We start from the raw sequence: 4,310 nt of genomic DNA on the forward strand, positions 1-4,310 counted from the left end.
CTAAGTTAATAAACTATATTTTTAAACGGTCCGGTTTTTAGGGAAGATTACAAAAGTATTTTGAGTTTTTGGAAGTTATTAGACAGCGAATTGAAAATTTCAAATCTCAACGAGATAACGATGCAATAAATTGGGCAGAAATTTTAGAAAAAGTATTTAATGAGAATGATAATTTTATTTATACAAATGGTCAAGACATTGTAATCGTTTGGGGATGGAAATTTGATAATAGACAAATTTATAAGCCAGATTTGCAATTAAATGACGTAAAAGATGACCTTATTGAAAATAATTATCAGGAAGATTTGTTGCCTCTCGAAACCGATAATAATAGTGGTATAAATGAGAATCTTGACATTCCAATAGATGTTGAAGAAGAGCCACTCAATGATCTTAAAGAAGATATTATAGAGGAAGAGCCTGCTGAAGAAATAATAGAGGAGCAAGAAGAGGTCGAAGAACCTATTGTTAAAAAGAAGGGTTTTTTAGAGTTTTTAAAATGGTTTGCGGCAACATATTGGTGGTTATTGGTAGTGCTGCTTATTCTAATTGTATTGGTTTTCTGGTATAAATCATTAATATATTCTTAATATGAGTAAGTTTTTTTATAAATATTGGTGGCTTTTCTATATTCTATTATTTTCATTAATAGGTTTGTTAATATATGCATTGTTATGGACAGTAAATTTTAAACCTTATCAAAAAATCATTAACAACAATCATTATTTACAATATAAAGACACAATAAATAAATCAAGTCAAGATACAATATATTATGACTCAATTTATGTTGAGAGTTCAGAATTGAAAGCAACTAAAGAGCTTGTTGAAGGAAAAGATCGGTATATTAAATTATTAGAGGAGCAGATAGAACAATGTAATATAAGTCAAAAAAAAGCTATAGTGCAATGTAATGCTAAAGTTGAATCAGGAGGTCAAGGACACACAGAAACTACACATAATTTAGGAAATGTGCCAGGTAAAGTTGTAATTAATTATAATATGAACAATTTACCAGATAAAATTGAGGTGATTTATAATGGAAAAATTGTAGCTACTTCTAATCAAATGGTATCAGGTGTTGGGCAACTATCGTTTGATTATCAACCTACATCTGGTAAACCTCAGTTTTGTAGTGTAAGAATCTCTGCTCCAGAGTCTGGTACGGTATGGGAATACGTTGTTAATTGTCCACAGTAATGAAAAATAATACAAATTATCCTTTTTATTACTATTTATTAATTATTGTATTTATTATTATAAGTACAGTTTTTTGGTTTTTATTTTTAAATAGGAGTATAGCTATTACTAGTAATTATTTAACGGAAAATGATTTTAAAAACGATGAATCTTTACAAGTAATTCACCCTATCAATCCAGATGAATTAATAATAGATTCTGTAAACAACAGAAGAATTGTTTCAAATATAGTTAATATAGCTCTTAAAAATAATGAGAAAACAATTTTTCAGTTTGCGGAAGATTTAAAAAAAGTCTATAAAGATCCAAGTTTTGAAATTGTATACATAGATTCTGTTATCAATCGATTACAAGTAAAATTACCTGAATTAGAGAGAGAAAAGTTTAAACTTGAAGTCAAATCAAATCTCCTAAAAGATAGTTTATTAGTTTGGGATGAAATGATGTTTCAAATGAATAATAATTACACGGAAAAGTTAAAAATAGTAAGTAATGAAAATTGGTTTCTAAAATATATTAACGTTCAAAATGCTTGGAATTCTACTCTAGGTAATCCTAAAACAGTAATAGCAATTGTAGATAATGGGTTTGATTTGAATCATGAAACGTTGTTAGGAAAAAGTATTAAACCATATAATACTTCAACTAAAAATTCTGACGTAAGCCCATCATTAATTAATCACGGAACACATGTAGCTTCTATAGCCATAGGAAATAGTAATACTTATAATGGTGTTTGCCCAGAGTGTAATTATATGCCTATAAAAGTTGAAGATAATAATGGATTGATTTCTATGTCTTATGTTATAGATGCAATATTGTATGCAATAAAGAATAAAGCATCCATAATTAATTTATCCTTAGGTACTGAATTACCATTACAAAAGAGTGATATTTCATTAGATGAACAAAAGAAAATAATAAAAACTCAAACAAAAGATCTTGAAGAGTTCTGGAATCAACTTTTTCTATATGGAGAAGAAAGAAATGTTATAACTGTAATAGCTGCAGGGAATAATAAACAACTTACAGGTCTTGATCCATTTCAACGATCAGACAAAACAATTAAAGTAAGTACGGTTTCACGTAATGGTAAACTTGCGAGTTTCAGTAATTTTGGCAATTACAATACAATTTATGTGCCTGGAGAACAAATTTATGGAGCAAAGCCTAATAATTTATATGAATATTTAGATGGCACAAGTATGTCGGCTCCTATAATAAGTGGCTTTATAGGCTTAATAAAATCTAAATATCCAAATTATAAATTTGATGATGTAATGAATGTGTTAAAAAGTAATACAGTAGAAATGAATAAAATAAAACTGCTTAATATAAAATCAATTTAGAATAAAATGAAAAAACAAAACTTCCTATTTGTCGATATTGTTTCATCAATATTTTTATTAATCCTTTTTGTAGCTAATTTTTTAGGTCTACTTTATATATTAGAGGGTAATATTATTTTTAGTGTATTGGCAAGTATCTTTATAGTAATTTGTTATTATTTTTTAATTCAATTATTAGTAAAAAATAAAGAGTTAATGTATAAAAATAAATTTATGCATTCTTCTTCATTATTATGGGGACTTTATTTAATACTATTTTTTACAAGCTTTATATTAATGTCACATTTTGTTAATATAGAATTTAATGCAAAAAAAGAAATTCAGAAAGATGCTTTAGCTAAATTATCAGTTGTAGATAGCGCTTCTATAATTTATAAAGAACGATCAAAAAAATCAATTGAAGATTTTGAAGCAGATCTTAAAACTAAGCTTAAAACATATAAAGATAGTGGATCTAATCAGTTGAGAAATACATTGACTACTAATCCATATAGTATTGCACCAGAAATTTTAAATGATAGAAAATATTTAAATGTAAATCAAGTAGCGAGTGCAAGACTAACGCCTATGATAAAAAATATTGAAACGAATTCTGCTAATTTTGATTCAACCATTAAAAAGAATACAGATAAGTATAAATCTACATTTAATAATTGGAATAGATTAAGTTTAGTTGGTACTTATGTAAAGCTAAATGAATATGTTGATCAGTCAATAAAGTTGATAAATGATAAAATTACTGAATTACCAGTAGATAATACACCAATACTAATTAATTATAATAAAGATACTTTATCCTTAAATAATCCAAAAAAAATAAATCAAAAATTTGAACCAAATTATACTTTAACAATCATTATTGTACTTCTGATTAATATTTTTATTTTGATCCCATTTTTCTCAGAAAAAGTAAGGTCGTACACAACTACATCTCGTACAAAAAATGATGGAACTACTAATAATGGGACATCGATAGAATTATAATTAACAACCAATAACAATGAACGATATACAAAAAAGAATAATATTACAAAATGCAAACACTTTAGAGGTTTCAAATATTATTTCGATAATAGAAAAGGGAGAAATTTCTTTTGATGAATTTAAGCAGGCAGGTTTAGCTGTAGATAAATATCGTCAAATTGAAAGTAAAATTAACTTAGCTGAAGCACAAGAAAGAGCTATTGCTGAATTAGCGAGAAAAGAAGAAGAGGAAAAAATTGCCAGACTAAAAATTCAAGAAGAAAAAAATGAATTTTTAAAAAAAATCGTTAGAAAGCGAGTTACTGTAGATGAGATTAGAAATAACATTAATAATGGCTACATTACTTTTGATGATTTAGAAGATGAAGGAATTTCACAAAGAACTATAAACTCTATTAAATATTATTCAAATTCTAATCGAATAACAGTCTTCAAAAAAATAGAGGATTTACCTCCTATGGAAGAAGGTCGTACTGACGTATATTTTGTTGGATTACCAGGTTCTGGTAAATCAACTATGCTCTCTGGTATTTTGAATGTAGCAAATAAAGAAGGTATATTATTACCTGATACTTATAACAATGATGGAGCTGTATATCAAACACAAATTGTTTCTGATTTATCAAGAGGAGTATTACCTAACGCTACTGCTTCAGGTTCTTATAATTACATAGCAATGTCTTTAAATGATGATAATAAAAAGAAGCATCCATTTAATATAGTTTGTAATCTTCCCCTTGTTAAGAACACTTAAAAGTAGAGTTTTTATTTAATATT

Annotated in this window: 5 protein-coding genes; all 5 read left to right on the forward strand. The window is 26.7% G+C overall.

Annotated features, from left to right (window positions below; genetic code table 11):
* Positions 1-68: 68 nt before the first annotated feature.
* From RT575_RS15505 to RT575_RS15525, 5 genes are read left to right on the forward strand one after another with little or no spacing between them, the layout of a single operon-like run.
* A complete protein-coding gene (locus RT575_RS15505; protein ID WP_313567244.1) occupies positions 69-590 on the forward strand; it encodes a hypothetical protein in 522 nt (173 codons plus the stop codon).
* Between the two features lies 1 nt (position 591).
* The gene (locus RT575_RS15510) at positions 592-1,200 is read left to right on the forward strand and encodes a hypothetical protein (RefSeq protein WP_313567245.1); all 609 of its coding nucleotides are present in this window, start codon (positions 592-594) and stop codon (positions 1,198-1,200) included.
* Positions 1,200-2,549, forward strand: coding sequence for a S8 family serine peptidase (locus tag RT575_RS15515; protein WP_313567246.1), 1,350 nt, complete (start codon positions 1,200-1,202; stop codon positions 2,547-2,549). The genes RT575_RS15510 and RT575_RS15515 overlap by 1 nt, the downstream gene beginning before the upstream one ends.
* A 6-nt stretch (positions 2,550-2,555) precedes the next feature.
* Positions 2,556-3,533 carry a hypothetical protein gene (locus RT575_RS15520; protein WP_313567247.1) on the forward strand — a complete coding sequence of 326 codons (978 nt, stop codon included), beginning with the start codon at positions 2,556-2,558 and terminating at the stop codon, positions 3,531-3,533.
* Positions 3,534-3,549: 16 nt separating this feature from the next.
* A complete protein-coding gene (locus RT575_RS15525; RefSeq protein WP_313567248.1) occupies positions 3,550-4,287 on the forward strand; it encodes a hypothetical protein in 738 nt (245 codons plus the stop codon).
* Positions 4,288-4,310: the final 23 nt, after the last annotated feature.

This window comes from Chishuiella sp., assembly GCF_032109125.1.
GTDB lineage: Bacteria > Bacteroidota > Bacteroidia > Flavobacteriales > Weeksellaceae > Empedobacter.

Bases quoted from the DNA above. Each gene is read 5' to 3' on its own strand.
- RT575_RS15515 (WP_313567246.1), top strand. From the start codon at position 1,200: ATGAAAAATAATACAAATTATCCTTTTTATTACTATTTATTAATTATT.
- RT575_RS15520 (WP_313567247.1), top strand. From the start codon at position 2,556: ATGAAAAAACAAAACTTCCTATTTGTCGATATTGTTTCATCAATATTT.
- RT575_RS15510 (WP_313567245.1), top strand. From the start codon at position 592: ATGAGTAAGTTTTTTTATAAATATTGGTGGCTTTTCTATATTCTATTA.
- RT575_RS15525 (WP_313567248.1), top strand. From the start codon at position 3,550: ATGAACGATATACAAAAAAGAATAATATTACAAAATGCAAACACTTTA.